We start from the raw sequence: 26,883 nt of genomic DNA, 5'->3' as shown, positions 1-26,883 counted from the left end.
TGTGCAGGTGTGCATAAAGCCATCTTATTGCCTGAATGTAAATAGCTGTTTGCTCATGCCGGTATTAACTTCAGGCACAACTACTTATAGCGTAGAGACTGCATTAGTCGCGCGCCATTATCTTTCGATTACCAGCGCAAGGCGTAGCTACTACCGCCGCTTGCACCGTGATAAGGTCTTTCAGTGGTTGATATAGCGGTTATCTCACGGTGGGTATTTACTGCACGGTAGAACAGTGGGGTTAAACGTGTGGCAACGTATTGACCCGGCAGGCTTATATTGCCGAGTTAGCGTTGAGAACGATGACATATCGGTTAATGTATATATTACCGATACGTTTCGACTTTATTTTGTTTACCCATGTGAATTTCACGGGCTTTGTATTCAGCCTGAATGAGCGTACAAACGCAATAGGCCCCGCTGACTTTTAAGCCAGCGGGGCCTATTCGTACCGTGCTAAGCGTGAAGCTTAGTGGTGTACGCCACCTGCGCCGTGAACGTGACCGTGTGCCAGTTCTTCTTCGGACGCTTCACGAACGGAGTCAACGGTAACGTCGAAGTGCAGTGCTTGGCCTGCCAGCGGGTGGTTGCCGTCAACGGTGACGGTGTCGCCTTCAACGTCAACGACGGTAACCAGCAGCGGGCCCTGTTCGGTCTGTGCCTGGAACTGCATGCCCGGTTCGACGTTTTCAACGCCCTGGAATGCTGCGGCCGGAACCTGCTGGATCATCTGCGGGTTCTTTTCACCGTATGCTTCGGCGGCTTCGACGTGAGCTGTCAGTGAATCACCAGCTTTGTGGCCTTCCAGCTGCTTTTCCAGACCCGGAATGATGTTGCCCGCGCCGTGGATGTACGTCAGCGGCTCACGGCCTTCGGAGCTATCCACTACTTCTCCAGCATCGTTGGTGAGCTTGTAATGGAAAGCGACGACTGAGTTCTGGGCAATCTGCATGATAAAAGCCTATATAGCGGTAAGTGCATGGTCGCGACGGCGTGATGCTGTCCGTGCGCGGCGTTTCTGCATGATGGCGGCTAATGCCGCTTGTATAAGAGAGTGGGCATCATACCCGTCGATTTCAAGGGGAGTAAGCGGCTTTTTTGTGTGAAAGCCACTATGACACACGTCCTGCTATGCGATCGCTCTTGTTCGTAGTGCCCTCTTGGCCGTGGCACTTCCCGTATGTCACCCATATTGGGGGTGTTGTATGGTGGGACGCGCTCAGGCAGTGTGTCTTTTATTTGTTACTGACAACCCGTTGCTGAGAAGGCTGTGCCATGAAATACGAAACCGTTCCTGTGACACCGTTCATGCAAAACTGCCGAATCGTCTATTGCTCAAACACGCGAGAGGCGGCCATTGTCGATCCCGGTGGCGATGTCGAGCGCATTCTGTCTGTCGTGCAGTCCCTGAAGGTAACGCCTACCCAGATATGGATCACACACGCGCATTTAGATCATGTCGGTGGCGTTGCAGCACTTCAGCGCCTCCTTGATATCCCCGTCATTGGTTCTCATCGTGACGATCAGGTCCTGATTGATGGACTACCTCAAGCAGCCGCGATGTTTGGCTTGCCAGTGCCTGAAACCTATGTGCCGACGCGTTGGCTGGAGGAAGGCGATACGCTGGCGCTAGGCCGACTGTCGTTTGACGTGATGCACTGCCCGGGCCATGCTCCGGGGCACGTGGTGTTCATCAACCGAGAAGCGCGCTGCATGCTGGCTGGCGACGTGCTGTTCCAGCACAGTATTGGACGCACGGACTTGCCCGGTGGCAATGCTGAACAGCTGCTAGCGTCGATTCGACGTCTGTGGCCGCTGGGGGATGATATGCGGGTACTGTCGGGGCACGGCGAACCTACGACATTGGGCCATGAGCGGCTACATAACCCGTTTGTTGGCGTGGATGCGCGCCCGTTCTAACGGCAGGAGCGGTTCCTTAGGCCAATGAAAAAGGCTTCCTCTATGAGGAAGCCTTTTTGTCATTTACGAGCCTGTGTCTAGCGTTCGGCCGTATGGTCCTTGAGGATCAAGCGTACGGTGGTGATACGGTGCCGTTCCACACCTAGCACTTCAAGACGCCAGTCTTCGATGTCCACTACGGTACCGATGTAGGGCAGCGATTCCAGTCGGTCCAGCACAAGTCCTGCAAGCGTTGCATAGTCTTTGCTGACCGGAAGAGGCAAGGGCAGGTACTGGTTGATGTCGTGAATGTCTTCACTGGCATCAATATCGAAGATGCCCGGCTCGACTTCCACCACGATCTCCTTGGCGCTTTCGCCCGGTTCTGGCAGCTCGCCGGCGATTTCTTGCAGGATATCCTTGATGGTAGTCAGGCCCTGCAGCGTACCAAACTCATCGACGATGAAGGCAATGCTCTGACCTGAGTTACGGAAGTGCTCCAGCGCTTCGATGACCGAGACGTTTTCGAGCAGTACCAGCGGTTGCTGAATCAGGTTTGAGATGTCCACCGAGCGCTGATGCATCAGCGGGATCAGCAGCTCACGCTTGTCGAGGATGCCGACCGGTTCGTCGATATTGCCGCTGTCTACGACGACAAGGCGAGAGTGGCGGCTGTGCTCGATCGTGGCGATTTGAGTGGCGTGATCGTCGTTGCGGTCCAGCGTTTCGATATCTTGACGCAGCGTCATGATTGTTTCGATCGGCTTTTCGGCCAGCGACAGCACACCCATCACCATGCGGCGCTCGGAAGCGTCGAACAGCGGCACGGCTTCCAGATCGCGTTCGGTAATGTCAGCTGAGCCTGCGGAAACTTCGTGACGTTCGGCCGGTACGGTATGGATGGACAGCTCAGGACCGCCGATCAGACGCATGACGGCTTCAGTCGTGCGGGCGCGACGCCCACCGCGGCGGCCGACCACCTGAGTGACACGACGGCGACGCAGTTCCTGCAGCATTTCGATCAGCACCGAGAACACGATGGCACTGTAGACATAGCCTTTCGGGATATGCACTTCGAAGCCTTCGCAGATCAGGCTGAAACCGATCATCAGCAGGAACGACAGGCAGAGCAGAATCACCGTCGGGTGCTTGCTGACGAATAGCGTTAGCGGCTTGCTGGCGATCATCATCACGCACACGGCGATGACCACTGCAATCATCATGACCGGGATGTGTTCGACCATACCGACAGCGGTGATGACCGAGTCGATTGAGAAGATGGCATCCAGCACGACGATCTGCGCCACGACGATACCGAATGTACTGTACTCGACATGCTTGCCGGTGGCATGGCTGGATCCCGGCGAGATGTGTTCGTGCAGTTCGCTGGTGGCCTTATAGATAAGGAAAAGCCCCCCGACGATCAGTATCAGTCCCCTGACACTGACACCGTGATCCAGAATATGGAAAAGCGGGGTAGTGAGCTTCATGAGCCACGACACGCTGACGAGCAGCAACAGGCGCATGACCAGCGCCAGCGCCAGACCAGTGATGCGTGCACGGTCGCGTTTCTCAGGAGGCAGCTTGTCCGCGAGAATAGCGACGAAGACAAGGTTGTCGATGCCCAGGACCAGTTCGAGAAGTACGAGGGTCAGTAGACCCGCCCAGGCTGTCGGATCGGTGAGCCAGGCAAGTATCACGATAGATCTCCGTCATAAATAAACGATGCACAGTGAGATGTGCGAAGTGAAAAGGCGTTGAAAGCGGCGCGGACAGACCGTGCTGTCAGCCTCTCAGCGACATGGATATGAGTAGAAGTCGCCTGCCGCAGCGGGCTTGTCGAGGTATACAGCAGAAGAGATGTGAATGGCCAACATCGGTGAGGGCCTTCTGGTGAGGTGGACAAGCGGGTTTCCTTTATTGTCTTAAAGCCAAGAGTCTAGGGGTTTGGTGAACGGATTTCCAGCGTGAAAGAAGGGCATAAGGGTTCATACTTATGGTAATTATTGCCATAATATTACCCATACACTATGACATGGCCCTCGCAACCTGGTATCACGACTCGATATCGGTTCATTGCGAGGGTCATGTCATAACTGAAATATGCCATGACGGGATCAAGAATGAGCCTAACTGAATTCATCTGTGGACTGCCCAAGATCGAGCTTCACCTTCATATCGAAGGCACGCTGGAGCCGGAACTGATGTTCGCCCTGGCCGAGCGCAACGGCGTGGCGCTGCCCTATGCCACCATCGACGAGCTGCGTGCTGCGTATGACTTCCACAACCTGCAGTCATTCCTTGACCTGTACTATCAAGGCATGAACGTGTTGAAGACCGAGCAGGATTTCTTCGATCTGGCGTGGGCATACTTCACTCGCTGTGCGCAGGACAATCTCAGGCACGTTGAGTTCTTCTTCGACCCGCAGGCGCATCTGGAACGCGGCGTTGGGTTGGACGTTCAGTTCGCCGGACTGAACCGTGCGTGCAACGAGGCAGAAAAAGAGCTGAGCATCACCAGCAGCATTATTCTGAGCTTCCTGCGCGACATGACAGAAGACTCTGCGCTGGCCACACTCGAAGCGGCGCTGCCGTATCGTGAACACTTCATCGGCGTCGGTCTGGACTCTGCTGAAGTGGGCAACCCGCCGGAGAAATTTGTACGAGTCTTTGAACGCGCACGCGCAGAAGGCTTCCATGCGGTGGCACACGCGGGTGAAGAAGGGCCGGCAGATTATATCCAACAGGCACTGGATTTGTTGAAGATTGAGCGTATCGATCACGGCGTGCGTTGTGTTGAAGACGATGCGCTGATGAAGCGAGTGGCTGAAGAGCACATTCCGCTTACCGTTTGTCCGCTGTCGAACCTGTATTTGAAAGTGATCGACCGCATGGAAGATCATACGTTGCCGCAGTTGCTAGCGGCGGGCCTGAAGGTAACGCTTAACTCTGACGACCCGGCCTACTTCGGCGGCTACATGAACGACAACTTCCTTGCCGTTCAGAAAGCATTCTCGCTGTCCCGCGAGCAGTGGGTTACGTTGACGCGTAATGCCATTGATGCCACGTTTGCATCAGCGGCTCGCCAGCAGGCATTGCACGACGAGCTGAACGCGTATATTGCTGCGGCGTAATCAAGCGATAGCGAAAGGAACGTGGAAAAGGGGCCGTCTGCTAATGCAGACGGCCCCTTTTTGTATATGGGTGTATATGGTGTCTATCTATAAGTATGCCGTGATGTAACGCGAGTGACATACTCGCCACACCAGTGGGTGGTCATCACGCTTTCAGCAAGGTTTGCCCCTGTTCGTTGAGTGCTTGTATGACCTCGAACCCTTCAAAAGCGGGCGGAGCGACGTGCATGCCAATATGCGCATTGGTACGGTCTGGCGCGTGGGCTTTCTGAAACGCTTCCGAGGTGCGCCATGCTTCGAAAGCACCGCGTGATGCCCATTCGATGTTGGACACGTAGAGCACGTAGTCGTCGGTTGCTGGACCACGCAGCAGCTGGAAGCGCTGAAATCCCGGCAGTGTATGCAGATAGACTTCGCGAGACAGCCAGCGCTGTTCGAAATCGTGGGCGGCGCTGGGAAGCACCTTGAAACGGTTGGTGGCGATGAACATGGGGGCTCCTGATAAACGCGGGTCAAGCGTCTGTTGTCGTTACGGGGTGAGGTGAAGAATGTCCAGGTGGATGGGATCAATCGTGACATCCGCATCGAAGGCATTGGCAATAATGTGGGGCTGGATAACGTCATGGACACGGCCCGCGGCGATGCGCACACCCTTGTCCATTAGCCACAGTCGGTGGCAGTAGGTGGCCGCCAGCGACAGGTCATGCAACACGCAGACGATCGTCAGACCGTACTCGCGCGTCAGCCGGGTCAGCAGGCGCATCAGTTTCTGTTGCTGCCCGATATCCAGTGCACTGGTGGGCTCGTCTAGCAACAACAGGCGCGTAGAGGGGGCCTGTGTATCGAGCAGGTGGAGCTGACACAAAGCTCTGGCAATGCTGACCCGTTGCCGCTCACCGCCGGACAGTGTATGCAGGTGGCGGGAAAGAAAATTGGTGAGTCCTAGCTGTGCGGCCAGCACACTACATTGATGGCTGTCATCAAGTGCATTGCCGAGCATCAGGTAGTCGCGCACCTGCCAGTCAAATCCCTCTGCTTCACGCTGAGCGACCAGTGCACGTTGTCGGGCCAGCACTTCTAGAGGTATCGACCTTAGGGGAACGCCGTCCATCATGACTTGGCCCATCGTCGGCGTTCGGTATCCCGATAGCAGGCTGAGTAGGGTACTTTTGCCCGCGCCGTTAGGCCCGATGATGCCTACCAGTTCACCGGTGTCGAGCGTATCGCTCAACGGTGCAAGATGAGGCGTTCCCGCGAGCGTGATTGCATCCAGTGTCATCATGCGGTTCTTCCTATCGGGCGCAGCTGCCACAAGAAATAAGGGCCTCCCAGCAAGCTGATCAACAGGCCGACGGGCAGTTCGGCAGGAAGGATGAGCGTACGGGCTAGCGCATCCGCCATAACCAGCAGTGTCGCTCCGGCCAGCATCGACGCCGGCATGAGATAGCGATGGCTGGGTCCCAGCAACAGCCTGAGGGCATGAGGAATCACCAGTCCCAGAAAGCCGATGATGCCGGCGAGCGCGACGCTCAAACCGACACCCAGCGACGTGGCCAGAATGACACGGCGCTTGAGGTGAGCTGTATCGAGTCCTGCGGTATAGGCGGTATGCTCGCCCAGCTGCATCAGGTCCAAGCCAGGTGCGCTCTTCAGCAGTGCGAGCAATGCCAGTGGAATGATGATGAGTGCCACGATGGCGGCTGACCACGGTGCGTGGGCGAGACTGCCCATGCCCCACAGGCTGAGTTGCCGCAGTTGTTCATCGCTGGCCAGAAATGCCAGCAGACCGCTGATGGCGCCCGCAAGAATGCTGATGGCCATTCCGGTCAGTAGCAGCATTGTCATAGCGCTGGGGCCTTGATGATGGCGGCCTCGATGGAAGATGATCAGGCTGACGGCCAGTGCACCAATGAACCCGGCTATAGCCTGCATCGGAAGCGGCAGGTCGAGTTGCAGGTTGTCGAATACCACGACCCATAGCGCGACAGCCAGAGCGGCACCATTGGCTTGTCCCAGCAGCGTCGGATCAGCCAATGGGTTACGGAACAGTCCCTGCATGGCGGTTCCTCCCGCTGCCAGCATGGCGCCGATCAAGAGCCCCAGCAGCACACGAGGGAAGCGCAGTTGCCACCACAATCGCCATTGAGGGTTGTCCAGATCAAGGGATAGCGGTAGCCCTAGTGCACCACTACAGGCTCCGATAGCGACAGCCCCCACTAAGGTGATCCCCAGCAGCAGCATCACCCGCTGAGCACAAATGCTTGTCTTCATGGTGCCGCCTGATGGACAAGGTCCGCATGCAGGGTCAGCAAGGCAGCAGGTGTTCGCTCACCGAACCCTAACAACGCTTGCTCATCAACGACGACCAGCCGTTGATGTCGCCCCGCCTCAGTCGTGTTCATTCCGGGAATGGCCCATAACTCGGCGGCACCACCCATAGTTTTCAGCGTCGCGGTGGGAACGATGATGACGCTGGGGTTCAGCGTGCTGAGTGATTCACTGCCCAGTCGTCGGTAGCCGTTAATGTCAGGAAGCGCATTCGTGTTGACGCCTGCCAGTGTCAGGGCCGCCTCGGCCGCCGTACCGTGGCCTGCTACCATCGGCGCACCGCCGCCGTGGCTCATGAGATACAGTGGACGAACCGAGAGCTTGGGCAGTGCCTCTACCTGCTGGATCTGTGCTTTCAGACGAGCCGCAAGTGTCCGTCCTTGTGCCTGATCGCCGAGCGCCTCGGCGATCAGTTCGACCTTACGTACGATTGAAGGCAAGTCATGCCTGGCCGGAATGCGGACGACTCGCAAGCCGCTCCCCGTCAGCTGATCTATCACCTCTGTGGGCTGAGCGGCTTCGCTCACCAGCAATATGCGAGGGTGCAGCGATAGCATGCCTTCCAGTGTCAGCTGGCGCATATAGCCTACCGAAGGCAGCGCTGCTATCTCGGCGGGGTACGTCCCCGTATCATCACGCCCGACCAGTTGGCGGGTCTGGCCCAGTGCCGCGATGATTTCTGTAACATCTCCACCAATGGCTACCGTTCGATTGGGGGCAGCCTGTGCCGTAGCACTGAGCATAGCGATCGCGAACGCGCTGGCATGCAACCAGCGTGAAACCCTTTGAGCCGTTCTTTTCATCTGATGCTTCCTGCCAATTCAATGTTGACTAAAACGGTACACATTGAAAACGAATTACGCTACCGTGTAAATGCTAATGATAATATTTCTCATTAGAAAAAGTGCACGGGCCGCCTAGCGTGCCTTTCCTGTCGACATCACAAGTGAATGTAACCCCATGACGCGATCAGCCTTGACCAAGCCAACCTCAAGCTCTCGTTTGCTACCGCTGACATTTTCGTCGCTGATAGTGGCGCTTCCCCTACATGGGGCCCGTGCGGCGGAAACGGCACATCAATCGTCTGTTTCTGCATCCTCGGCCAGTGAAAGTGATACGACGTTTCTGGTGACGGCTAAACGATTGCTATCCACCTCGCCCGTTCAACAGGTATCAAAAGAACAGAGCGCAACAGCCAGCATGAGTGCAGAACAGATGGCCGATCAGATCGCCAGCTCGATTGCGGACGTGACGCGTTACGAACCTGGCGTGCTGGTGACGAGCAAAGGCCGTTTCGGGCAAGAAGGGTTCAATGTCCGGGGGTTGGATGGCAACCGGGTTGCCATCGATCTTGACGGCCTAGACATGGCCGAACGCTATGGCCCGACCTCCACGTACCTGAGCAGTGGGCGCGTCAATACCGATATCGAGTCGCTTTCCAATATCTCAATCGTGAAAGGGGGCGATGCCATTGCCGGTTCAGGGTTCGGTGGCGTAGTGAACATGCGTCTTAAATCGCCGGAAGATGTGCTGTCGCTTGAAGGAGACGACACCTACGCCAGCGTGAAGGGGGGGTACCGCAGCGATAGTCGTACGTTCTTTGAAAGTACGACACTGGCCAGAAGGCGAGGCGATCTGGAATCCATGCTGGTCCTGACGCACCGCAAGGGGAGCCCCTCCGAAAGCCATACAGGCTCAGGGCGAAGTGACAGCACCAGCGGCAGTGCGCGCACGACACCCGATACGGGTGATATCGGCAATTACGATGTCCTGTTCAAGCTGCAGAAACATACAGACAGCCAGCGTATCGGCGTCGTGGCTCAGAAATACCGTTCTTCATCGGAACGCCATCTGTATTCATCGGAAACCAGTACCTACCGCGACTACATGACGGATGATTCAGTCACGCGCGAGCGGCTGGGGCTTTATCAAGACGTGTTGTTGGATACCACACTGTTTGACGAAGTGCACTGGCGTCTCGACTGGCAAAGAACGCGTACTGTCAACGATAGCGCAATGAATTACGGCAGTGGCACCAATGCCTATCCACGTCTGGTCGATCGTTATTTTACGCAGCGTAGCTGGCAGCTGAAATTGGATCTGGTGCGCCATCTAGATACGGCCATACCACAGCAGATCGCTTACGGCGTCACCCTTAAGCGAGACCAGTACGATAGCCTGAACCATGACTTCAACAAGACCACGGGGGCCGATACGGTGGGACGCTTCTCTCCACCGGGAGCGGCGACACGTGTAGGTCTCTATGTGCAGGATCGTTTGTCGCTGGCGGATGACCGCGGGTCACTAACGCCCGCGATTCGCTTTGATCGCTATCGCTACGATCTTCACCGCGATGAATTGACTTCTCAGGACTACAGCGGAGCAGAGGGGCGTGCCGTTACCGGTCAGCTGGGGGGAACCTGGAATCTGACCCCGAGCGTACAGTTGTTCGGCAAGAGTGGCGTGGGCTTCCGAGCACCTTCCTATGAAGAGCTGTATTACGACTACGACAGTGGTCGTGGGTACCGTATCGTGGCTAACCCCGATCTGAAACCCGAGCACAGTCGTTTCGTGGAAGCAGGAGTAAGGTTCAATGGGGCGCTCGGTGAAAGCGAAGTAACCGGCTTCTATACCGACTACCGCAATTTTATCGAAACGCAGACAGCGGTAAGCCTTGATACGGCCAACTATCCCCTTGGTGAATACACCTCGCTGAACCTTGATCGCGCACTTATTCGCGGCGTTGAGTTCAAGGGACGCCTAGATCTGCACCGCGCCTTTGGCGCGAGTGAAGGGTGGTACGGTCGCATGGCAGCTGCCTATATCGAAGGCAAGAACCTTGAGCAGGGAACGAGCATCCAGTCCATTCCACCCGCACAGGCTGTGGTAGCTGCTGGTTATGACGCACCAAGCCATCGCTGGGGTGGGGAACTGGCAGCCACCTACGTCAACCATGTCAGCCAGTACGATGCCGGCAGTGCGCAGTATGCGCCATCGGCTTATCAGCTTTACGACCTAACCGGACATGTGAAGATCGGCGAACATCTGACTGTGCGTGGTGGCGTCTTCAACCTGCTGGACAAACGCTACTGGGTTTGGGATGACGTGCGGGGGTTATCATCGAGCTATTCGGGCGTAGAACGTTACTCGCAGCCAGGTAGAAATGTGGGTGTCAGCGCAGAGTACGCATTCTGATGTAGTACACCATGATCTGAGTGACACTCGATAGTACGCGGTAGGAGGGCTATCCCTTTGGGAAAGAGGCCCGCCTACCGTTTGCGCTGGTAAAGGTTTGCTGGTAATCTCTGTTTCGCACTGTTATCAGTGCTCCTTCCTTTTAAGCGGGCATAGCTCAGTTGGTAGAGCGTCAGCTTCCCAAGCTGAATGTCGCGAGTTCGAGTCTCGTTGCCCGCTCCAATGTTTACTTCCCAACGCTTTCCTAGTATCGCCGTGAGCACTCTGTATAAGGGTTTCTTCGGTATCCTTGCCCCCATATGTCGCATATTCTATGCCCACTCATGGCAATATGCGTGTACACCCATCTGTACACTGAGGTGCTTAGCCAGGGGCAGGTATACACGAAACGGTCTCAGCATCTCAGATAAGACAATACCCATTAACCGGTGGGTCTCACCGTACTTTTATCAATTCAAAAGACCAAGATAGATCGCGTTGATAACCGCTGCGGTTTTGTTTGGCGCACTGAGTTTGAACATTGCGCTGCGCATATGAAAATTTATGGTGCTTCTACTCAACTTGAGTATTTGGCTGATTTCTGAGGCCGTCTTTCCATCGCCGGACCATCGCAATACTTCCTTTTCACGTTCGTAAAGCTGTATGTCAGGCTGTAGCCGAATTTGATGCATTTTGCATAAAACAGCGGTGGCTACCCACTGCAGTTTCAAGTCAACATGTTGAATGTCATCTGTGGTCATTCTAGATTTACTGTCGACGTAGAACATGCTGAACATATTGCGATTTTCGACAACCGACTGTGCCCACCCGGCAAAGTGTCCTGTAGAGTAATATTCCTCAAATAATGCAGGGGCTTTCAGAAACGCCTCGTCTTCTGTTGTTCCCTTCCAGAAAAAGGGATCATTAGAGGTGGCGCAGTGTTTTACAGCAGGAGCGTCATCATAGTGGCCACTCTCTCTTTCCTGAGTCAGTCTGTCTTCATTGCTATTCATCACGGAAAAACGGCGTTGGCAGCTTTGATCGCCATCTACAGAATTCAAAACCAAAATTTCTCGTTGTTTTCAAAGCAGAATCTAGAACATCCTGCATATTTGTTGAATCATTAAGTCTGTTAAATAAATCTATTTGTCATGAGCTGTTCATTTTATCTTGTCCATTAAATGTTCAGGATAGTAATTACCATAAATAAATATGAACAGGTCTAGCTACTGGACCAAGAGCCAGTTAGCACAATATATCTTGATTTATGCTGAATGTTATTTAAAGGGGCTTATAATAAAGACTGCCTGGCTTGGGGTGAAAGGGGGCATGCGCATATTAATTTACATATCTATTAAAAGTTATATTGAGGAGGGGATTCTCAAAAGGCTATGGATACATCAGATAATTATTGTCGACTTGAGTATGCAGATTGCTAGCTAGTGGAATAGAAGAGAATGGGGATATATTGTCAGTAAACGAGTTTTTTCAATGGCCGTCGCCAATTCTGATTGCAACACCTTAACGCATTAATACGATAAGGTGTTGTCCATGTCCTATTGTGAACTTACCATGACGGAACGGTCCACGTTACAGGTCGCTCTTGCTCAACAGATGAGTTTTCGAGCCATCGCAAAGCTTCTCAAGCGTGCACCCTCCACCATTAGCAGTGAAGTGCGTCGCCATGCGCGTACTCGCCAGCACTATCAAGCGAATAAAGCGCAGGATAATCGACACTACCGCCGCTTATTATGCCGTCCCAAGCGTAAGCTATTGCCCGGTAAAGAGCGCTTCGAACTGATCACCCACATGCTCAAGAAGTACCTTTCTCCTGAGCAGATTGCAGGCCAGTTAAAGACGATGGATATTCCCTCACTACGCGACGCTTATGTGTGCAAAGAAACGATCTACACCGCCATTTATGCGTTGCCTGTCGGACAGTTGCGTCATGAGCTGATTCACTGCCTTCGTCACGGTCGCAGCCAGCGGAAACCTCGTACAGGTGGTGTTGATCGGCGCGGCCAGATTCCTGAGCGAGTCAGCATTCATTTGCGTCCCCCCGAGGTCCATAAACGCGTTATCCCGGGGCATTGGGAGGGCGATCTGATCAAAGGTAAAAATAACGCCTCAGCGGTAGGTACGCTGGTGGAGTTGACCAGTGGCTATGTGATGCTGGTCAAAATGAACGGCGCGACGGCCACGGCCGCCGTAGAGGGATGTGCTGCACTGAATCGAATGCCACTCTCACTGCGCAAGACGATGACGTATGACCAGGGTAAAGAAATGGCCCGCCACGCTGAAATTACCCAGAATACAGGCGTTGGCATCTACTTCTGTGATCCCCACAGCCCCTGGCAGCGCGGTGCTAACGAGAACATCAATGGCTTGATCCGCCAGTATCTACCGAAAGGGACCGATCTATCGGTGTATAGCCAAGCGGAGCTGGATGAGATCGCGTTGTCGCTGAACATGCGTCCGCGTAAGCGTTTTGGGTTTAAGTGCCCGATAGAGCGATTAACAAAGGTGATGCTGGCAACGGAAAATAAAAAGGCGGCCACCCACTAAATAACGGGGTGTTGCACTCAGAACTGGCAACCGCCAATAATAAAAATATTCCTATGTTATTTTTATGTGTTTTTATGTCGTTCTTTCTTTTTATCTAACGTTTTTATAAATAAAAGACCCAGCTTGATAGCTGGGCTTAGGATTGAGATAACTTTTAATTAATACCGTTGATTTCTTTATATGCTTTTATTGCCTTATTGCTAATTCTTTTACACAACCTTGATGAATCAGACGGACACTGTTTTTTTGCTAAATCATATATTTTTAACAAATCATCTTCAAGTACTGTGCTACTTATATTGTCTATAATGAATCTTTCAAATTTTTTATCTTTGTTAATCAACATTTTTAATGTATGCAGTTGCTCCCAGTTGTCTGCCAATATACGCACCACGCCCTCAGATACACTTTCTTGTGTATCTGAACCTATACATTCGCCATATTTTTTACTGTATTCATACACATTTTCCCAACTTTTAAAATCTCCTGCGTTTTTATCAGCTTCATCTAAAATAGATTGTGTACACTCTTTTGCATGTAAAGTAGTGGATATAAAAAATATTGATATAAATAATAAAATTATTTTTTTCATTTCTTGCTCTTCTTGGCAGCATTGTTGTTTATAACAGTTATTGTTTGCAATGTATCTTCCTGCATTAATTCTTTTATTGCTTTCATGGCTACTTCAACTGTTCTAATGCACCCAAAAGTTGGGTGCTGAGGCCCAGGCTTACGATAATAATGTTCTCTACCAGCATGAACGCCAATTCCTTCATGCTTTTTAGTATTTTTTGTTTTGGGAGTATAAAACCTTACGATTCCGTAAACCCCATATTCACCATTGAAAGTGTCTTTTTCCGGATGATCAAAATGCAAGTGTGGAGCATGCGTATCTTGAATCATATATGTTTTGTCAGGCAGGTGACGCATGTCTTTTACACTAGAATCAATAATATTTTGAGCTTCCCACTTCCCTACAGCCTCTTCTTTCGCATTGTAAAGAGTAATAGTTTTTTGCATCCCATCGAATTCTAAACGTGACATACTGAATCCCTCTATTTTTCTAGTAAAATTGCTTTTTAATAATACTTTGTTAATAACAAGTTGTCATCCAACAGGAACTGTACTTTCGTGCAGTATTTTAATAAAAACAAAAATAACATGCTAATCTAATATGGTTTCCTGCAGAAATGTCATAAAAAAATGAAGATGAAAAAGCATAAGAGTATTGAAGCGATGTTTTGCTACAGGATCAAATAAAAAAAGCCCCGTAAACTTTAAAGTTACGGGGCTTTCTTCGTATTGGTGCCGAGCGTGGGGATGGTAATTTTTAATAAAAACAATTGGTTAGGTTTTATTTTGTGCCCTAGGGTACACGTGGGTGTACAGGAGTATGGTTGCTAAGGATAGAAGCGACTGTTTGTGATATCAATGTGGCACCGTAATAGATGCAGGTCAATGCGCTGTAGGAAAAACAGAAGCTATGGCTGGTACTATACAGTGTCTACCCTGTTACGAGAGCATGGTTGGAATCGTGACTATGTGGAGGCGCAGCTGGCTCACGTTGAGCCCGGCACTGCTGGCGTCTACAACAAGGCTGCATACGTAGATCAGCGCACGGCAATGATGCAGTGGTATGCGGATTATCTTGATAACTCAAAAATTTATTAAGCAAGAGGTATTATATGACTATGTTAAATGCTCCTGATGATGTAGTGGACAAAATATTGTTAGTTATTAACTCAGTCGTAGAAAGCAAGGATGCAGAAGGCAATAAAAACGTATCAATATCTTACATAAAAAGAAGAATGAGTGATGTTTCTCCCGAAATCATTGACGATTGCATATTATATATGGGGTCTGATCCTGTGTTTTATATTGGAAGAATCCGTGAAGGAAATAACGTTTGGCTAAAAGAGAGCGGGGAAAAAAGAATTTGCCTGTTACAGGGAGGCGACCCACGGTCTCTTTGAATGGTTAATTACGCTGCCCGCCTTGGTTTGGCGGGCACAAAAAAGCCCCGGCAGAGTGGGGCGGTCATTCAGGCTTGGCAGGCCACTCAATGTTGGTGGCTGCCACGTCCACGTCCTCGAGCGCCTTTCGGTACTCGTTCCACGCTTTGAAGGTCTCTTTCTCCGTATCTGACAGGATGCCGGAGACTGCGTAGCCAAGCATGGGCTGGATGAACGAATCCGCTTCTGCTATCAGTGCTGCTTGCCTCCCGCTATTTTCGAAGTAAATTTGTCGGCTGAGCAATTCTTTTTCAGTTTTCATTTTTATTAGAGGCTTGTCATTATCCCACCCGCTGATATCAGCAAGCCCATTTTTAACGTTATTAACCAGAATAAACTCTGGTTCATCTATATAGCAGAAGCCGTCCGGCAACGCTTCTGGAAGTGCTCGCACATCTTCCCGCAAGAAGAGCATTTCATTTATATCACTTGTCGTATAACAGCACAGCGTGTCTTTTTCTATTACATACTTTTTCATATAACCGCCTTAATACCCGATAGCAATAAACTGGCAAGATATGTCCGAATTGCCACCATTTTTGCCAATATTGCACGATGTATTGCTCTTGCTTGTAGCATAATGACTACCACCACCCGCACCAACATCAAGACTGATAACTATATAGTTTGTAGTTGAAAATGCACGCGGGAATGTTACCCACACATCTCGATATTTACTTGAAGATGCATAACCCCACTGCGTTATCAGGCCAGTTTTAAGATTTTTATGAAATCCGTCACCATATTCGTAATCATTAATTACTTTTGAAACATCAATCTGCCCGCCAACAATTAAGCCATCTGAATTGACTTGAAAAATGTTTTTCCCATGATATTGGAATGTCAGCCAGCCGTCTTCGCCTTTTAAGCAGCTGTTAACACCGCCCCAGTCACCTATGTACCAGTAATTTCGATCATCTGTTCCCTGGAATGTATACGCTGTTTTATTTGCTTTTTTCTGAGCATCTTCAGCTTTATTCCATCCGTCATCAGCTGTTTTTTGCGCCGCTGCTGCCGCTACACTTGATTCAACAGATTTATCCCAAGCTTGTCGTGCTTGATATTGAGAAGCGGCGTAATCTTTCGCAGAGACTCCTGATATATCGGCCTGACCATTCATTTTAACCAAGCCGGTTTCATCACCGGATGAAACAATTTTCTTATCAGTTACTTGATCCCAGCCTATTGTTGAATAATTGATTTTACCTTCTGGGGTAACCTCCATTGTGACTTTGTGATTATAGACGCAAGAAAACCATCCGCTCCCTTGCTTAAATAAAGAACCTTGTTCTGTCGGGTCTCCCAAATAAACAAAGGAACGATCTTTTGTTCCGGATAAAAGGTACTCCAGAAAGCCGCATCTATTTTGAGCGTCATTGCCTTTATTCCATGCTGAATTAATACCATCCCATGCCGCGTTATTATAATTATCTAAGTTCTTTTGAACTGTATCAGCAGACCCGGATGCATCAAAGTCGCTAGCCGCATGTGCCGCTGCGCTGCCGAGCGTATTGATGATCTGCTGTACGGTTGGCGCGTCTAGCGAGCTGACGTTCTTATTCGGCTCTGCGAACACTTGTGACGCATTGACCGTTGCTACGGTCAGGTTCTTACCGTCGCAGCCGATTTCGTACTTTGCGCCGTTCTTGATGCTGATCGATTCACCGTTACCCGTGGTGCAGATGATTGACTGATCGCCAGTGCAGTCATTGATGATTGAGTAGCGCTTGGTCCACGCGGGGAATGTGACGGTAACGTTGCCTGTGGGCGTTCCAGTAAAGCGCAGGTTGGCCTTGGCTGCCTGTAATGGGGTGAGGGTGGTGTTGCCTGTCAGCGTGACGGTGGCGGTGCCGTTATGGTCCGCCAGCGGCAGCCAGCCCGTGGAGGGGCCGCTTTCCGGATCAGTGCTGTTCGACTCAACCACATTGAGCCAGTGGCCCATGTTGTCACTTGCCTGAACCGTGGCGCCCATCGGGTAACCGCCGATCTTCGATGCAAAGTCAGTATTGAATTTGTAGTGGCCGCCTGCACCGTAGAAGCGTGCGGCGTTGCTCAGCACATACAGGATGCCGTTGAAGTCCGCACCGAACGGCGGCACACCGCCAGCCGTGATCGGCTTCATGGTTTCATCAGGGAAGCCTGTGGCGAGCGATGCACGGCCTGTGCCGAGGCCGTCACCTGTGGCAGGGATATCGTTGCGGGTGCCGTTCTGTGCGAAAGGCGTAGTGATCAGCGCAGGAGCGTCGGTGATCTTCATGAGTTACTCCAGGGACATGCTGACGCCTGCCGGGCGGGGCATGACGTCGGTATTGGAAAGGATGGCCAAGTCGATCGCGGTAAGCTGGAAGTCGAAGTGCAGGCCAATTGATCGGTCGAAGTAGTCGACGACGTAGGCGCGGCCACGATCGCGGAACAGGTAAGAAAGCAGGCGGTTGACACTGGGTATTGAGCAGTCGGTGATGTTGCTCATGGCTTTGCTGAGGATCAGCAGGCGGTAGGCATCATCGTCGAGTTTGTAGACGCCGTTATCGGTGGTTGATGGGCGCATGGGGGCAACGTTGAAGGGCTGCGGCCCGATCTTCTGCGTTGACTCTGCGTACTGCTCTTTGAAGCCCAGATAGGCGACGTTGCCGGACACCTGCAGTTGGCGCGATACGCCGATGATCTTGCCCCACACGTCCAGCCCGTAACCGGCAGCGGTGTCGATATTCCAGATCATGCTGTAGAACTGCTCGGCGGCCCGCTGTGTGGCTAGCACCGTTGCGCCGTGAAAACGCTCAATCAGTTCGCAGATCGTCGGGCTATTGGCGTACTGCGTCATCAGCGTTTTGCGCCAGTCGAAATCGGCTACGAGAGGCTCTGTCATACGGCCTCCACGGTGATATTCGCGGTTTCGATGGTGGGGCGCTGGTCAGCACCGGCAGTGATCGACGTCTTATCAGCGTTGTGGTCAAAGCCGATCGTAATCGACTGCACTTCGATGCTTGTATCGATGTCGCTGACGGGGCCATAGAATTTGCCGGGCAGAATGCGGCTGCCGATACGAGCGCGGGAGGTGCCATCCGTTCCGTAGAATGCGTCGACAATCTTCTCGCGGATCAGCTCTTCGAAGTTGCCGGGGATGCGGTTGTTCTTTGCGATCGTCACTTTGAAGTAGACCGGCGCGGCCTTAGCCGTCACCCAGCGCATCGTGTACTTCGGGCGTGGGTCGAGGTACTGGTCATCTTCGACTGTGTACTCGGTGTCGCCAACCATAGGGGTGCCAGTATTGCGGGACTTAAAGATCGCCGCCGCAATGTCTGCCGCGTTACCACCAGCGACGCAGATGTACTGGCTGCCGGACGGGACGGGGTACTTCGTTTCGCCGTGCTCTGCGGTCTTGTTGTCTGTGTTGTCCCAGACGTAGGCATCGACAACGCCCGTAGTCGAGAGCAGGCGTGCGCGTATCGCATGGGTAGTCGAGCGACTATTGATCGCCACGCTCTCTTTACGCCGTAGCTCGAAAGCCGATCGGGATTCGGTGTAAGCGCCTTCTGTGCCTGCTGCGGCGTTAGTGATCGACTCCCAGCCGTCTATGTTTCGGTAAATACGGCTCAGGTTACCGGCTGGGCATGCGACAGGGCCGATGGTCTGGCATTGGAACTGGATGTCTACTTGGCCGCTGCGCGGGATGGTGCTCGCATGGGTACTCGCGTAGATATAGCCGTTGGCATCCTGCGCGAGGCTGCCTGCCGGAATCACGGTGTTGACGCGTCCGCGGCAGGTAGCAGTGACCACAGTGCCTGATCCCGGGTTACGATCGAGGTAGTAGATGCGGCCGATCGCGTCCTGCATTCGACCACTAGCCACGTCGGGGTCAAGGTTGTTGGCCATCCACGCGGCATTGTTGTTCACGTGACCGATGATGGCGGCCAAGCTCTGTGCCAGCTGTCCCTGCGGTGTCGTCAGGTCTTTATTGGTACCGCCGCCGAACGCCGAATCAATGTCCGATAGCAGCCCATTCAGAATGTCTGTTTCGCTGGGTACTGATACGCCAGCAGTCGAGAAGGTGACCGCTGGTACGTTGGTTGTTGACATTTCAATTCCTTAGACGGTCGTGGTGACGGTTTGGCCTGTGGTCAGCGTGCACTCTGTGAAGCCGCCGACTCTGCCGTCAGCAAAAGAGGTGATGACCGCTGTAGCCGTGTCGACCAGCGGCACGCGCTTGGCCTCTTCTTCGAGCCAGTGCTGGAACAATGCCTTCGGCGGCAGTTCACCCAGCACCATCTCGCGGTAGGGAATGCCTCGCTCGGTGTCGTACCAGCAGTCGTTCTTGAGCGTGCGCTGGGCGCAAGCCACGTCCTGTGCTGTGGCATAGGGGGCGTCTGCCACGGCGATATTGCCGGAAGCGTCCAGCACCAAGTCCCACGCCTTTTGGTCGAGTAGTAGCGTCTTCGCCATGTCTCACTCCGATACAAAAATGCCCGCACAGGGCGGGCTATAGGCGTAAAAAAACCGACTCAAGGTCGGCGGTGGTCATGCGTGCATAGGCGGGGAGTCTGCGGGGATGTCGACCTCGCTGCTCGGTATCGCTTGTTTCTGATACTCAGGCGGCAGGGCATCTCGGAAGCGCTCTTTCGGCGGCCAGAAGATGTTGTCGCGCCACGGCCCCTGCGTGTACAGGTACCACGACACTTGGCGGCCGTAGACGCCACCGAGCAGGGGGATCTCATCCTTGTACGCGTTCATGATGAGGCGGCCGCCCATATAGACCTCGCGCATCTGCGTATCAGGGTTATCGAACGCCACGCACTTGTTGTTCACTGCCATGATGCTGTCCTTATGCCGAGGGTAGGCCGGTCAGCCCTTTGCCTGGCTGTACGTCCTGATGCTTGTGAGTATCGAAGTCGATGCCGTTGATGATGACCTTGCCGGTATAGGCCGACTGCGGGCTAACGACGTTGAATGTCTGCGTGGCGGTCAAATTGACCGTCTGGGTCTGAACGGCGACAGACTGCTTCGCATTAACGATCATCTCGTTGCCGTTGAACGTCAGGGTAGGGGCGTTGATTGTGACGGCTGTGGGCGAGGTGATCTCGATGCCCTTCGACGTGAACTTGATGTACTGCTGCGGCTCGCCGTTGAGCAGCCCGCCGATATAGAGCGCTTGGTCGAGCGAGTAACGGCGATCCGATCCCGGGGGCGCTTCAGCCTTGGTGCTCTTCACGTTGCTAATGTCGCGGTCGGCGATCACAGCGATGCCGATATCGCCCACATGGGGATCAATGACGATGGCGTTACTGCCGCCCTGCAGACGGAAGAAAGGCACGTTATAAATCGTGCCGTGGGAGTAGAGCGTCCCCTGTGCGTCTTTCGCCATCACCAATGGCTTGATGTCGACGCAGCCAGTGTCCGGCTCGCCGCTACCGCTCTCATCTTTCACCGCAACCACCTGCACCAGCGTCACGGTGCGGTGCTTGCCGATGATGCGGTTAATGATGAAGTCGAAGTCTGCTTTCTGGGATATGCGTGCCGCTTCAGGGCGCCCATAGGGAGCTGTATTAGTCATACCTGCCTGCCATGTAGTAGTCGTTATGGTTGGCGTAAACGTTCGTCATCCAGGGGCCGTCTGGCATTTCGCACGAGATTTGGTGTTGAACAAACTGCACATTAAACTCGCCTTTAGCCTGCGGCACAGAGGTCGTTAGTTTGATTTTGCCGCCAGCCCTGATAGCCGGGTTGAAGAGGGTGTTGGCCGCAATGCCGCCAGAGGCAAACGCGGGGTAGCCAATCAACCCTGTCTCTGGCGATATCTCAACGGGGGTGGCTGTAGTGATGCCGTTGTAAGGTGAGATAGTGACGGTGTTCATGCTCATAATGCAGGCTATGCCAGCGGCGCGGGCTAGATCATGTATTTGCCCAACTGCTGATCCTTCCACATGAACATCGCGCAACACGGTATCAACGCCGTCATTCACGAATGTCCAGCCCATTTCTTCTGTGAGCACCTTGATGCTGTCAGCTACCTTCATGTCGCCGCGGTACGTTGTGGGCGGCACACGTTTCTGGCCCTCGAAAAAGCCCGCTGTTGCTTCTAGCGCAAGCGAGACATTGGGCTGCGCAGAGTAGTCGGCGTGCGCGCTTTTAATGGTGCCTGCATATACCTCGCTTAGGCTTCCTTGGCCCTTGTCGTCTACTTCTCCTGCCAGCACAGATATAGTGTTCTTGGGAACAAGGCTTTGAGTAATGCCAAGCGTCGATAGCTTATTCATAACCTCTGGAGGGACGCCATATATGCGCATGGATAACTCGCCGCCGGAGTACCATGAGATATCTGTTATTTCAGCCGTTGCGCGGTAATCCTCTAGTATTACATCGCGCCCATTGCCGCCATCAAACTCACCACTCTCAGCAGATAAACTAATGCGGGTGACGATCTTGCGATTTTTGAGCATAGGAATTCCAGGCATAAAAAAGCCCCGCTAGGTTCGCAGGGCTTTTATTATATTCAAGTTCTAGTATAGCAGCACGCTACACCCTTTCGTGTTTAGTGAGTCGCAGGCGTTGCCAATTATATTGCGCCAGTCAATACCTGCTTTCTCTGTTTCCCAGCAATATCTGGCTGATTCTGCAACATAACTGCGGTAATAAGGATCTATATTTCGATTGGTCCATACTGCGCGATTTAAAAATTGCGTCCAAGAGACATTGCTGCGATAAGCCTGCGCCGCGCTTTTGCAAGCAGCCCTAAAAAGAATTTCATCATTAGTATCTTTGTTATATTCGTACGCTTTTTCTAATGTTTGAGTCACCATCGCCTTGCGGCATGAAATATTTTTATAGCATTGAGCTTCTTTTCTTTGCCTTTCTTTTTCGGCTTTTTGTAATTCGTTTATATGTTCTTTGTGATCGTATTCTTCTTTGAATCGAGAATAAACTTCCTGCCATTTTCTGTAGTAGCAACTCTTATCAGACCAGCACGACCTTAGATCTTCCGGCTCTGGCAACTCATTCCCAGTTTTGTTTCTATAGTCTGCTTTTAAGTCATCAACAGACCATTGTTCGCCAGATTTTGTCTCGACCTTGTAAGATGAGAAGCCAGTCTGATCTACAGCACAACCAGAAATTAACGCCGCCCCCGGCAGCAGGGCTAGGGCAGCGCATGCTAGTAATCGTTTCATATCGGTCTCCTTTTAGCGCATTGTACCAAGAAGACTGATCGGGAATGGCTGGGCCTTGGTACAGATACGAAAAAGCCCGCCGGCGGGGCGGGCTTTGCATTCTGAAATACCAAATAACTTATTAAGATGTAGCTTCTGGCTTGCTTAAATCATTGAAAATGCTGTGAACCACTAGATCAGCATGCTCTGCTACTCCACTGTTAAGGCTATGTCCAAGAGTAAACAGAATTACCTGAGCCCCCTCCCTTCTAGCGAACTTCATCGCAGGAATGAAATCGCTATCGCCAGTTACTAGGGCAATTATTTTGGAATGCTCTTTTAGCGTAACGCTAGCCATATCAAGGCCTATGCGCATATCAACGCCTTTTTGAGATATATTTGCCTTAAAGTCCTTGCTTGCAAGAGTAAGCGGGAAGTGCGTTTCCCTTTGGCCGTTAGAGCGAGGCTCTGGCACTTGGTGGCTCCAGCCCTGCATGCTCAACTCTCCAAACCTAAGGGAGAGGAATGGCACATCCTGCAAAGAGCTATGTAGAGCCTTATTCGTTTTTGCCAACTTGGATTGCGAAAAATCTATTTCTTTGCCATCTGGTGCTCTGCAAACTCTTTCCAAGGGCTTGGCATCGTAAAAGAATGCTCTATGCAAGAATTTGTCTTGCAAATACTCGTGGGCAGAGATTTTCTTTATAAGATCTTCAATATGAGTTTTGGAAAGAGAAGCTTCCTTTGTCCCTATTTTGTGTTTTAAAAAACCACCATCAAGAAAAATAGAGAAAGATCTGCCAAAGCTCATAAGGTGTTACTTTTTTTAAACGAAAAAAAGCCGCCAGGCAGGTCGAGGATTGAATCCTCTGTTACATATTCACCCGCAAGGCAGCCGTTTATTGGAGATAAACATAATCCTTTTTTTGAAGGAATGCAATACCCGTATGCAAAAAAATTGACAAACTGGATTTTAGTTCAGATACAGCAGCTGCCACCGCTCCCCAAAGCCCGTGTACCGCGGGTCTTCCCTGCCATGTGTATCGACGAAAAGCAGCTCTCCCTTGAAGGGCAGATACGAGTGGCGCGTTAGGCCAACACGATCCCGCGCCAGTGCGCCCAGCACGACAGCCTCGCCATTCACGTACAGATCGACGTAGATGTCGCTGTCCCGTTGGCACACCCTGATAACGCACGGCTGCTTGTTCAGCGCTACCTCGACCTGCTGAGCAGCAACCTGCTGTAGCGATATGGTTTGTACGTTCATCCTACCCCCAGCTTTCCGAAGAACCGCTGCGCGTCATTGTCGTATTCGCTGAGCTGGTCGTAGCCACTCCTAAGTGTGTCCAGCCAGCTAGGGCTGGACGTTTTGGCATCACCGTCAGCCCCCACCGTTTCTGTAGAACTTTGGCCACCATCTTTCTGCACCTGTCCGCTACTGCTCTTGGCGTTAGGGAACGACGTTGTTGCCACCACGCGCACCTCTTTGAACATCATATTGACGGTGAGGAGAGTGGCGCCGCTGCGTGCCGTTTTCTTGTAGCCCATCCCGGTGCAAGTGACATAGGGGAATACCCGCTCTGGCGTCACCAGCTTGATGACGATGGGTTTGGACTTAAGGTCGTTGCAGACGTTGAGGAAGTCCTGCCGAGACATGGCGCCTTGGCCGCCGCACAGCAGCGAGAGACTTAAGTCCTCTGGATTGACGACCTTGTTGTACGACTGGAAGCCGCCTTCTTCGACAGGGTAGGTCGATACGCTAGAATCGCCTTTCATCTCGAACTCTCCGGGGCCATCCGGAGTGATCACCTTTTTGTCGTCTTTATCAAGCAAGGCATAGGTTGGGGCTAGCATCGTATTGAGGTACTGGCCGAGAAACGTACCGGCCAGCCCCCCAGTTAGCCCCATCGCACGCCCAGTAGTGCCCGTCGTCTGCAAAAGGCTATTTGCAGAGCGCGCCAGATTCGGCACGCCTTCTGCAATAGGTACGTTGGGAAAGTTGATCTTAGGCATAGTCTGATCCATTCAGCGCCAGCGGATGACGCTGGAGTGCTGACTGCGCACCGCGCGCCATCGCTTCTGGGCTACCGCCTGCGGTGGTGACCTGCAAGGTGTCGATATGTGTGGTGTTGGTGATCCGACGGTTGTCGTTGCGGATCATGGCCTGCTGGACGCCGGGGTAATTGGCGGGGTCGTTCATGCTAAGCAGGTGTTGCGGTACTTGCTGTGGATCGAAGCCAATATAGGCGCGTCCTTTAGGCCCGAGGCCTTGCCGCCAGTCAGTGCCATTACGGCCTGCATTAGCGACCAGCTTATTCACCCGTCCCATGCCGGAGTGATAGGCCGCCATCGCTTTGTCGGTGTCACCGTTGTAGTAGCTGTAAAGTGCCTTCATCAGCGCGTCACCCACGCGGTTGTATTCCTCCGGCGATTCATCGCGCGCAGCAGGAATACCAAACCCCGGATCATGAGCCGTTGCAGGCATGACCTGTCGGCTATAGCGAGCTCCCGCCGCGCTTACGACCGGTTGGCCTTTCTTCTTGCCGCTGCGCCAGTAATCCTGTCCGCGTGACTCCTGATAGACGATGCGCTGTTGCATCTCTTCAAAAGAGTGGGGCGCGATGGTGGTGGTTGTATTGGCTTGTGGTGTAGGCGGTGTTGTCGCTGGAGCTTCTAAGGGTTTGGGTTGTGTTGCAGCTTTTAGCTGACGATCAAATTCACGCTGATTCTCAAGCTCAGATTGTCCACCTGTTTTTGACCATAGAATTCGTCGATAGTGGTCTGTAACGGCTTGCTGCTCTGCTATGGTGGGCAGTGTGCGTATCTGTTGCTCTACGTCTAGGCCTTGTGCGGCATATTTATCCAGCTGGGCGATTATGTCTTTGCGCCGTTGCAGAGGGATGCTGTTCCAAGAGGTATCATTGGGGCGTGATACGTGCCTTGTTATAGGCGTGCCGTCATCATCTATATCGCCGATAGTCTTGATTAATTCGTCGTCACTTTCGATCTTGTCTTCAAAGAAGTTGCCTGGCAAAAAAAGGCCGGCCGTCGCTATTCCTGCTACGGCTGCCCCCGTCAGAGCGCCACCCCCTGCAATCTCTGCAGCGCCTGCTCCAGCACTGGCTCCCGCTCCCGCAGCTCTTGCGCCAGGCAGCCATTTTCTGAGTACGGCCATGCCTGCTAGCGGAGCGCCTACAGCAAGCGCGGTACCGCCTGCTCCCACAAGCCCCGGATGGTTTTTGTTGAGATCTTCAAGGAATGGGCCAAGGTGCTTTGAAAGCTGCTCAAGCAGCCCTGTGCCGAACCCAGCCACCTGCTGGCGCGCTTCCGCCAGCGCTTGCGAAAAGCGCGTTACCTCTTCGGTACCTTGCGCAGTAACGTGCGAGCGCGCTTCGGCTGCTTCCAGCTCTCGTTGGAGTCGCTCGGGGCCAAGGCGTGCCATCTCCACAATCCCCGTGTCGCCGCCAAGGCCTTTGCGAACCGCATAGTTGATGTCGTTAGGCGCGAGAGGGTCGTTAGCCTTCTCGTGAAGAACCTTCAGCATCTCAAACAAGATACGATCTGCGGACTTCATTGAGCCGTCAGGATTATGCAGGTTGACGTATCGAGTCAGCAGGGGAGAGAGCTGACCAGCGTCGATCTTGTTGGACGTGATCATGTCTTGGATGCGCTGCAGAACCTGCTGCGCTTCCTGCTGGCTGCCACCGAACTTTTCAGCCGTCAGTTCCCATCCCGCTAGCTTGGTCGGCGAGATGTTGAGGTTATGGGCTTGCCGTCCTAAAGAGGCCTGCTCAGTGACGCCAGCGGCCACCGTGCCGCCAATCCCTTTGCCGCTGCTGGCGCTGGCCACTTTGTTGAGCGCCATCAGGCCCATCACTTCATTGGCCAGTCCGCGTACCGAGCGCGCCATTTGATCGAAGTTTGACCCTAAGGATTTGCCTGTTTTACTACCTGACTTTTTCAGGTTGTCCAACTTGTCCTGTAAGTCGGCAATCTTTTCAGATGAGCCTTCTGCGTCTTCTTCAAGTGCCTTGATTTGCTCTTGGAGTCTTTCAATCTTTTCTGCCGCTGTTAGAGAGGCGTCGCCCAGCTCCTCAATGTCGCCAGCGGCATCCTCGGCCGCCTCACCAAGATTCTCGACATCATCAACGGTATCTTCTGCCGTGCCGCCAAGATCTTCGATGCTATTGGAGGTATCACTGGCGGACTGCCCAAGGCTGTCAATGTCTTGGCTAGCTTCACTAGATTTTCCGCCAAGGCCACTCAGATCCTTGCCTGTTTTTCCTGCTTTTTCGCCAAGGTTATCAACGCTATTAGCGGCGTCATCAGCACTGTTTTCCAGCTGCTCAAGGCCTGCATCAATTTCTCGCTGGCCGCGCTTGAAGTCGCTGGAATCAAGACCAACGCCAACGGTTAGCGAATCAATCTGGTTGCTGTTGTCGCTCATGAGCGGCTCCTTGCGTAGTCGTTGGCGATGTAAGCGTTATGGCTGTCCACCTGCAGGATCTCGAGCAGCTCGTATAGATCATGAACCCCCAGAGCGGTCGAGAGCTCCGCCTTGGTCGCTAGACGTGCGGAGACGACCGCCGCAATGCTGGGCATCACGTTTTCGTAAGTACCAAGGCGGCCAGA

General features: G+C 52.8%; 28 protein-coding genes and 1 tRNA gene. 6 read left to right on the top strand and 23 right to left on the bottom strand.

The window, feature by feature from the left end; genetic code table 11:
• Positions 1-469: 469 nt before the first annotated feature.
• The gene (locus tag ZBT109_RS08470; protein WP_027705996.1) at positions 470-952 is read right to left on the bottom strand and encodes an FKBP-type peptidyl-prolyl cis-trans isomerase; all 483 of its coding nucleotides are present in this window, start codon (positions 950-952) and stop codon (positions 470-472) included.
• 323 nt (positions 953-1,275) lie between these two features.
• On the opposite strand from ZBT109_RS08470, the gene ZBT109_RS08465 reads away from it, so the two are divergent.
• The gene (locus ZBT109_RS08465; RefSeq protein WP_027705995.1) at positions 1,276-1,920 is read left to right on the top strand and encodes an MBL fold metallo-hydrolase; all 645 of its coding nucleotides are present in this window, start codon (positions 1,276-1,278) and stop codon (positions 1,918-1,920) included.
• A 77-nt stretch (positions 1,921-1,997) separates the two neighbouring features.
• On the opposite strand, the gene ZBT109_RS08460 is transcribed toward ZBT109_RS08465, so the two are convergent.
• A complete protein-coding gene (locus ZBT109_RS08460; RefSeq protein ID WP_027705994.1) occupies positions 1,998-3,599 on the bottom strand; it encodes a TerC family protein in 1,602 nt (533 codons plus the stop codon).
• Between the two features lie 423 nt (positions 3,600-4,022).
• Here ZBT109_RS08460 and ZBT109_RS08455 point away from each other — a divergent pair, with 423 nt between their 5' ends.
• Positions 4,023-5,033, top strand: a complete 1,011-nt coding sequence (locus tag ZBT109_RS08455) for an adenosine deaminase (RefSeq protein ID WP_051524158.1) — start codon at positions 4,023-4,025, stop codon at positions 5,031-5,033.
• 145 nt (positions 5,034-5,178) lie between these two features.
• On the opposite strand, the gene ZBT109_RS08450 is transcribed toward ZBT109_RS08455, so the two are convergent.
• Genes ZBT109_RS08450 through ZBT109_RS08435 form a run of 4 tightly spaced genes read right to left on the bottom strand, consistent with a single transcriptional unit; the run spans position 5,179 to position 8,164 of the window.
• Complete coding sequence (locus tag ZBT109_RS08450) at positions 5,179-5,523, bottom strand: antibiotic biosynthesis monooxygenase family protein (protein ID WP_027705992.1); 345 nt, start codon at positions 5,521-5,523, stop codon at positions 5,179-5,181.
• Positions 5,524-5,562: 39 nt separating this feature from the next.
• Positions 5,563-6,315, bottom strand: coding sequence for an ABC transporter ATP-binding protein (locus ZBT109_RS08445; RefSeq protein ID WP_027705991.1), 753 nt, complete (start codon positions 6,313-6,315; stop codon positions 5,563-5,565).
• The gene (locus ZBT109_RS08440; RefSeq protein ID WP_027705990.1) at positions 6,312-7,304 is read right to left on the bottom strand and encodes a FecCD family ABC transporter permease; all 993 of its coding nucleotides are present in this window, start codon (positions 7,302-7,304) and stop codon (positions 6,312-6,314) included. The genes ZBT109_RS08445 and ZBT109_RS08440 overlap by 4 nt, the downstream gene beginning before the upstream one ends.
• Positions 7,301-8,164 carry a heme/hemin ABC transporter substrate-binding protein gene (locus tag ZBT109_RS08435; RefSeq protein ID WP_051524157.1) on the bottom strand — a complete coding sequence of 288 codons (864 nt, stop codon included), beginning with the start codon at positions 8,162-8,164 and terminating at the stop codon, positions 7,301-7,303. The genes ZBT109_RS08440 and ZBT109_RS08435 overlap by 4 nt, the downstream gene beginning before the upstream one ends.
• Before the next feature lie 157 nt (positions 8,165-8,321).
• Between ZBT109_RS08435 and ZBT109_RS08430 the strand changes: the two genes are divergently transcribed.
• Positions 8,322-10,556 (top strand): TonB-dependent hemoglobin/transferrin/lactoferrin family receptor, encoded by a 2,235-nt coding sequence (locus ZBT109_RS08430; protein ID WP_084261903.1) that lies wholly within the window; start codon positions 8,322-8,324, stop codon positions 10,554-10,556.
• A 146-nt stretch (positions 10,557-10,702) separates the two neighbouring features.
• Positions 10,703-10,778 (top strand) — tRNA-Gly (locus tag ZBT109_RS08425).
• Between the two features lie 227 nt (positions 10,779-11,005).
• Here the strand turns inward: ZBT109_RS08425 and ZBT109_RS08420 are convergent.
• Entirely contained in the window at positions 11,006-11,596 is a 591-nt protein-coding gene (locus ZBT109_RS08420) for a LuxR C-terminal-related transcriptional regulator (protein WP_145984508.1), read from the bottom strand.
• Positions 11,597-12,086: 490 nt separating this feature from the next.
• Here ZBT109_RS08420 and ZBT109_RS08410 point away from each other — a divergent pair, with 490 nt between their 5' ends.
• Positions 12,087-13,100 carry an IS30 family transposase gene (locus tag ZBT109_RS08410; RefSeq protein ID WP_027705986.1) on the top strand — a complete coding sequence of 338 codons (1,014 nt, stop codon included), beginning with the start codon at positions 12,087-12,089 and terminating at the stop codon, positions 13,098-13,100.
• A 154-nt stretch (positions 13,101-13,254) separates the two neighbouring features.
• Here the strand turns inward: ZBT109_RS08410 and ZBT109_RS08405 are convergent, their stop codons facing one another.
• Positions 13,255-13,692 carry a hypothetical protein gene (locus tag ZBT109_RS08405; protein ID WP_051524155.1) on the bottom strand — a complete coding sequence of 146 codons (438 nt, stop codon included), beginning with the start codon at positions 13,690-13,692 and terminating at the stop codon, positions 13,255-13,257.
• Positions 13,689-14,144: a hypothetical protein gene (locus ZBT109_RS08400; RefSeq protein WP_027705985.1), complete on the bottom strand. Its 456-nt coding sequence runs from the start codon at positions 14,142-14,144 to the stop codon at positions 13,689-13,691. The genes ZBT109_RS08405 and ZBT109_RS08400 overlap by 4 nt, the downstream gene beginning before the upstream one ends.
• A 641-nt stretch (positions 14,145-14,785) precedes the next feature.
• On the opposite strand from ZBT109_RS08400, the gene ZBT109_RS08390 reads away from it, so the two are divergent.
• A complete protein-coding gene (locus ZBT109_RS08390; RefSeq protein WP_027705984.1) occupies positions 14,786-15,073 on the top strand; it encodes a hypothetical protein in 288 nt (95 codons plus the stop codon).
• A gap of 64 nt (positions 15,074-15,137) precedes the next feature.
• Here ZBT109_RS08390 and ZBT109_RS08385 read toward each other — a convergent pair whose 3' ends face one another.
• The 14 genes from ZBT109_RS08385 to ZBT109_RS08320 form a co-directional block, all read right to left on the bottom strand.
• Positions 15,138-15,590, bottom strand: a complete 453-nt coding sequence (locus ZBT109_RS08385) for a tail fiber assembly protein (protein WP_051524154.1) — start codon at positions 15,588-15,590, stop codon at positions 15,138-15,140.
• A 9-nt stretch (positions 15,591-15,599) separates the two neighbouring features.
• Positions 15,600-17,369: a gp53-like domain-containing protein gene (locus ZBT109_RS08380; protein WP_051524153.1), complete on the bottom strand. Its 1,770-nt coding sequence runs from the start codon at positions 17,367-17,369 to the stop codon at positions 15,600-15,602.
• Between the two features lie 3 nt (positions 17,370-17,372).
• Entirely contained in the window at positions 17,373-17,978 is a 606-nt protein-coding gene (locus ZBT109_RS08375; RefSeq protein ID WP_051524152.1) for a DUF2612 domain-containing protein, read from the bottom strand.
• The gene (locus ZBT109_RS08370; protein ID WP_038279291.1) at positions 17,975-19,189 is read right to left on the bottom strand and encodes a baseplate J/gp47 family protein; all 1,215 of its coding nucleotides are present in this window, start codon (positions 19,187-19,189) and stop codon (positions 17,975-17,977) included. The genes ZBT109_RS08375 and ZBT109_RS08370 overlap by 4 nt, the downstream gene beginning before the upstream one ends.
• A gap of 9 nt (positions 19,190-19,198) precedes the next feature.
• The gene (locus ZBT109_RS08365) at positions 19,199-19,552 is read right to left on the bottom strand and encodes a hypothetical protein (RefSeq protein WP_038279288.1); all 354 of its coding nucleotides are present in this window, start codon (positions 19,550-19,552) and stop codon (positions 19,199-19,201) included.
• A gap of 75 nt (positions 19,553-19,627) precedes the next feature.
• A complete protein-coding gene (locus tag ZBT109_RS08360) occupies positions 19,628-19,921 on the bottom strand; it encodes a hypothetical protein (protein ID WP_027705981.1) in 294 nt (97 codons plus the stop codon).
• Positions 19,922-19,931: 10 nt separating this feature from the next.
• A complete protein-coding gene (locus ZBT109_RS08355; RefSeq protein ID WP_051524151.1) occupies positions 19,932-20,660 on the bottom strand; it encodes a Gp138 family membrane-puncturing spike protein in 729 nt (242 codons plus the stop codon).
• The gene (locus tag ZBT109_RS08350) at positions 20,653-21,546 is read right to left on the bottom strand and encodes a baseplate hub protein (RefSeq protein ID WP_027705979.1); all 894 of its coding nucleotides are present in this window, start codon (positions 21,544-21,546) and stop codon (positions 20,653-20,655) included. Before ZBT109_RS08350 ends, ZBT109_RS08355 begins: the two co-directional genes overlap by 8 nt.
• A 60-nt stretch (positions 21,547-21,606) precedes the next feature.
• On the bottom strand, positions 21,607-22,272 hold the full coding sequence (locus ZBT109_RS08345) for a hypothetical protein (protein ID WP_027705978.1): 666 nt from the start codon (positions 22,270-22,272) through the stop codon (positions 21,607-21,609).
• 121 nt (positions 22,273-22,393) lie between these two features.
• The gene (locus ZBT109_RS08340; protein WP_051524150.1) at positions 22,394-23,062 is read right to left on the bottom strand and encodes an NYN domain-containing protein; all 669 of its coding nucleotides are present in this window, start codon (positions 23,060-23,062) and stop codon (positions 22,394-22,396) included.
• Positions 23,063-23,224: 162 nt separating this feature from the next.
• Complete coding sequence (locus tag ZBT109_RS08335) at positions 23,225-23,518, bottom strand: phage baseplate plug family protein (RefSeq protein ID WP_027705977.1); 294 nt, start codon at positions 23,516-23,518, stop codon at positions 23,225-23,227.
• Positions 23,515-24,264 carry a phage baseplate protein gene (locus tag ZBT109_RS08330; protein WP_027705976.1) on the bottom strand — a complete coding sequence of 250 codons (750 nt, stop codon included), beginning with the start codon at positions 24,262-24,264 and terminating at the stop codon, positions 23,515-23,517. The genes ZBT109_RS08335 and ZBT109_RS08330 overlap by 4 nt, the downstream gene beginning before the upstream one ends.
• The gene (locus tag ZBT109_RS08325; protein ID WP_027705975.1) at positions 24,257-26,698 is read right to left on the bottom strand and encodes a lytic transglycosylase domain-containing protein; all 2,442 of its coding nucleotides are present in this window, start codon (positions 26,696-26,698) and stop codon (positions 24,257-24,259) included. Before ZBT109_RS08325 ends, ZBT109_RS08330 begins: the two co-directional genes overlap by 8 nt.
• On the bottom strand, positions 26,695-26,853 hold the full coding sequence (locus ZBT109_RS08320) for a transcription elongation factor GreA (protein ID WP_120185355.1): 159 nt from the start codon (positions 26,851-26,853) through the stop codon (positions 26,695-26,697). The genes ZBT109_RS08325 and ZBT109_RS08320 overlap by 4 nt, the downstream gene beginning before the upstream one ends.
• Positions 26,854-26,883: the final 30 nt, after the last annotated feature.

The organism is Zymobacter palmae, from assembly GCF_003610015.1.
Lineage (GTDB): Bacteria > Pseudomonadota > Gammaproteobacteria > Pseudomonadales > Halomonadaceae > Zymobacter > Zymobacter palmae.
The sequence above is the reverse complement of the archived record's forward strand: the minus strand, read 5'-3'. Positions and strand labels throughout refer to the sequence as shown.

What these genes read in the sequence shown, in the direction of transcription:
- ZBT109_RS08470 (WP_027705996.1), bottom strand. Translation starts at nt 952, where the DNA reads ATGCAGATTGCCCAGAACTCAGTCGTCGCTTTCCATTACAAGCTCACC.
- ZBT109_RS08465 (WP_027705995.1), top strand. Translation starts at nt 1,276, where the DNA reads ATGAAATACGAAACCGTTCCTGTGACACCGTTCATGCAAAACTGCCGA.
- ZBT109_RS08455 (WP_051524158.1), top strand. Translation starts at nt 4,023, where the DNA reads ATGAGCCTAACTGAATTCATCTGTGGACTGCCCAAGATCGAGCTTCAC.
- ZBT109_RS08450 (WP_027705992.1), bottom strand. Translation starts at nt 5,523, where the DNA reads ATGTTCATCGCCACCAACCGTTTCAAGGTGCTTCCCAGCGCCGCCCAC.
- ZBT109_RS08445 (WP_027705991.1), bottom strand. Translation starts at nt 6,315, where the DNA reads ATGATGACACTGGATGCAATCACGCTCGCGGGAACGCCTCATCTTGCA.
- ZBT109_RS08440 (WP_027705990.1), bottom strand. Translation starts at nt 7,304, where the DNA reads ATGAAGACAAGCATTTGTGCTCAGCGGGTGATGCTGCTGCTGGGGATC.
- ZBT109_RS08435 (WP_051524157.1), bottom strand. Translation starts at nt 8,164, where the DNA reads ATGAAAAGAACGGCTCAAAGGGTTTCACGCTGGTTGCATGCCAGCGCG.
- ZBT109_RS08430 (WP_084261903.1), top strand. Translation starts at nt 8,322, where the DNA reads ATGACGCGATCAGCCTTGACCAAGCCAACCTCAAGCTCTCGTTTGCTA.
- ZBT109_RS08410 (WP_027705986.1), top strand. Translation starts at nt 12,087, where the DNA reads ATGTCCTATTGTGAACTTACCATGACGGAACGGTCCACGTTACAGGTC.
- ZBT109_RS08405 (WP_051524155.1), bottom strand. Translation starts at nt 13,692, where the DNA reads ATGAAAAAAATAATTTTATTATTTATATCAATATTTTTTATATCCACT.
- ZBT109_RS08400 (WP_027705985.1), bottom strand. Translation starts at nt 14,144, where the DNA reads ATGTCACGTTTAGAATTCGATGGGATGCAAAAAACTATTACTCTTTAC.
- ZBT109_RS08390 (WP_027705984.1), top strand. Translation starts at nt 14,786, where the DNA reads ATGACTATGTTAAATGCTCCTGATGATGTAGTGGACAAAATATTGTTA.
- ZBT109_RS08385 (WP_051524154.1), bottom strand. Translation starts at nt 15,590, where the DNA reads ATGAAAAAGTATGTAATAGAAAAAGACACGCTGTGCTGTTATACGACA.
- ZBT109_RS08380 (WP_051524153.1), bottom strand. Translation starts at nt 17,369, where the DNA reads ATGAAGATCACCGACGCTCCTGCGCTGATCACTACGCCTTTCGCACAG.
- ZBT109_RS08375 (WP_051524152.1), bottom strand. Translation starts at nt 17,978, where the DNA reads ATGACAGAGCCTCTCGTAGCCGATTTCGACTGGCGCAAAACGCTGATG.
- ZBT109_RS08370 (WP_038279291.1), bottom strand. Translation starts at nt 19,189, where the DNA reads ATGTCAACAACCAACGTACCAGCGGTCACCTTCTCGACTGCTGGCGTA.
- ZBT109_RS08365 (WP_038279288.1), bottom strand. Translation starts at nt 19,552, where the DNA reads ATGGCGAAGACGCTACTACTCGACCAAAAGGCGTGGGACTTGGTGCTG.
- ZBT109_RS08360 (WP_027705981.1), bottom strand. Translation starts at nt 19,921, where the DNA reads ATGGCAGTGAACAACAAGTGCGTGGCGTTCGATAACCCTGATACGCAG.
- ZBT109_RS08355 (WP_051524151.1), bottom strand. Translation starts at nt 20,660, where the DNA reads ATGACTAATACAGCTCCCTATGGGCGCCCTGAAGCGGCACGCATATCC.
- ZBT109_RS08350 (WP_027705979.1), bottom strand. Translation starts at nt 21,546, where the DNA reads ATGCTCAAAAATCGCAAGATCGTCACCCGCATTAGTTTATCTGCTGAG.
- ZBT109_RS08345 (WP_027705978.1), bottom strand. Translation starts at nt 22,272, where the DNA reads ATGAAACGATTACTAGCATGCGCTGCCCTAGCCCTGCTGCCGGGGGCG.
- ZBT109_RS08340 (WP_051524150.1), bottom strand. Translation starts at nt 23,062, where the DNA reads ATGAGCTTTGGCAGATCTTTCTCTATTTTTCTTGATGGTGGTTTTTTA.
- ZBT109_RS08335 (WP_027705977.1), bottom strand. Translation starts at nt 23,518, where the DNA reads ATGAACGTACAAACCATATCGCTACAGCAGGTTGCTGCTCAGCAGGTC.
- ZBT109_RS08330 (WP_027705976.1), bottom strand. Translation starts at nt 24,264, where the DNA reads ATGCCTAAGATCAACTTTCCCAACGTACCTATTGCAGAAGGCGTGCCG.
- ZBT109_RS08325 (WP_027705975.1), bottom strand. Translation starts at nt 26,698, where the DNA reads ATGAGCGACAACAGCAACCAGATTGATTCGCTAACCGTTGGCGTTGGT.
- ZBT109_RS08320 (WP_120185355.1), bottom strand. Translation starts at nt 26,853, where the DNA reads ATGCCCAGCATTGCGGCGGTCGTCTCCGCACGTCTAGCGACCAAGGCG.